Source organism: Comamonas sp. CAH-2 (assembly GCF_009668305.1).
GTDB lineage: Bacteria > Pseudomonadota > Gammaproteobacteria > Burkholderiales > Burkholderiaceae_C > Comamonas > Comamonas aquatica.
Window position 1 is genome coordinate 1 of the sequence record NZ_VSWF01000073.1, and the last position, 1,984, is coordinate 1,984.

At 53.5% G+C, this 1,984-nt stretch carries 1 protein-coding gene and 1 pseudogene; both read right to left on the reverse strand.

The features are described from left to right. Window positions 1-241 (reverse strand): annotated as a pseudogene (locus FYM52_RS18495) (transposase); the annotation flags it as partial. A gap of 36 nt (window positions 242-277) precedes the next feature. Next, window positions 278-1,816, reverse strand: a complete 1,539-nt coding sequence (locus FYM52_RS18500; protein ID WP_154165146.1) for an IS3 family transposase — start codon at window positions 1,814-1,816, stop codon at window positions 278-280. Window positions 1,817-1,984: the final 168 nt, after the last annotated feature.

The following is a 1,984-nucleotide window of genomic DNA, read 5'->3' on the forward strand; positions in this document are numbered from 1 at the left end:
CTTTTTGCATTTCCACTCGCCTTCACCCAAGAACTTGATTCCCGTTGAATCAACCAGCAAATGCAGTCCCGCTTGGCTGCGTGTGTACGGCACTTGTACGTTCAAATCGAGCTGGCGCCGGCACAACGTGCTGAAGTCAGGTACCGGCCAAGCAAGCCCACACAAATGCAGCACCGACTCGGCAAGACCCGTGGTCTGCCGCAGCGCCAAGCCAAACAGTGTTGATTTCCACGCAGAACTGACCCGCAGGGGGTGCGGATAAAAACTTGGACTGGGTTTATGTGGTTAGGCCAAGTTTTTGCCTGTATTCCACAGGACTTAAACGCCCCAGAGATACCTTGATGCGCTTTTCGTTGTACCAACGGATGTAAGTATCGACGGCTTCAATGAACTGCTCAATCGTCGTTGATTGCCAGTTGCCGGGATAGAACAGCTCTATTTTCAGCCTTCCAAAGAAGCCTTCGCACGCAGCGTTGTCTGGCGAGCACCCTTTGCGGGACATTGAACGAACCAACTTTGCATCATGGATCCTCGAGAGCCAGCCTGGCCAGCGGTAGTGAGCTCCACGATCAGAATGAATCACAGGGCGGCTCTCGCTGCCTTGAACAGCATCAATGGCCGCATCCAGCATTGTGTTGACGAGATTTGCGTTGGGATGAGTCCCAATCGACCAGCTCACCACCAGCCCGTCAAAGCAATCAATGACTGGCGACAGGTAAACCTTGCCAGCAGGAATCTGGAATTCAGTAATGTCGGTGAGCCACTTCTCATTGGGCGCAGCGGCATGGAAGTCTCGATTGATGAGGTTTTGCGGGGCAGCACCTATCTCTCCAAGGTATGAGTTATATCTGCGGCGTTTGGGCTTGACCACGATCAACCCCTCCTGCTTCATTAGCCGACGAACCACCTTCTCTGAGATGCCCGTGCACTCCTTGAGCAGGGATGCCTGGACTCGGCGATATCCATAGCAACGGTAGTTGCTGTCGAAGATATCGGTGATGCTTCGGCGTACATCCAAGTATTTGTCAGCCAGCTTCAGCCGGGCACGATGGTAAAAATACGAGCTTCTAGCAAGGCCAACATGGCAAAGCAGTTCTGGCAATTCATACTGCCCGTGCAGCGCTTCAACCAGCACAGCCTTATCTTTGTTTGCCAGCCTATGCAGATCAATGTCAGCCCCATTTTTTAAGATTTCATGGGCCTGCTTGAGAAGTTCACGCTCTATCTTCAGCCGCCGAACATCCTGGCGCAATGATTCAACTTGGCACCTGAGCGCTGCTGCATCCAACACTGGCGATCGCTTTGGACTGTGTTTCATCGAGGCGGGGGCGCAAGGGCCAAGCAACTGATTTTTCCAGTTGTACAAGGTTCCTCGGCATACCCCTAACTTGTCCGCAATCTCCTGTGCGCTTGATTGGCGGGTACACAGTTGCACCACGCCTTCATACATCAAAGCATCCGGCTTTGTAACCGGCCAAGACCTGCCTAGTATCGATTGGCTGGCCTCGGGGCAGTCTTGCCGAACCCACGCAGTCAACGTTCCTCGACCCGGGTAACCCAAAACCCTCATCGTGGCAGCAATACAGCGATCGTGGGCGAGGTAATGAGCAACCGCAACCTGTCTTTGCTGCAGCGAATATTTGGGTGCTCTTGGCACTTGGCTTGCTGGCAAATCCTGATGCTTCAGGTAGTGCTGATACCAGCCTTTCAATGCGTTCTTGGTTGGGTATCCCAACTGACGAATCGTGGCTCTAACACGTAAGCCAAGCTTGATGTAAAGCTCAACTGCACGAATCCTGTCTGCGTATGAGTACATGAACTACCTCCTGGTAGTCCAAGTTTTTGTCCGCATCCCCAGTGGGTCACTTCTGGGTGGAAATCAACACCCAGCGCATCAAGGAGCTGGAACGTGAGGTCAAGGAGCTGCGCCGGGCCAACGACATCCTGAAGACGGCCAGCGCGTTTTTTGCGCAGGCGGAGCTCG

Bases quoted from the DNA above. Each gene is read 5' to 3' on its own strand.
- FYM52_RS18500 (WP_154165146.1), bottom strand. From the start codon at position 1,816: ATGTACTCATACGCAGACAGGATTCGTGCAGTTGAGCTTTACATCAAG.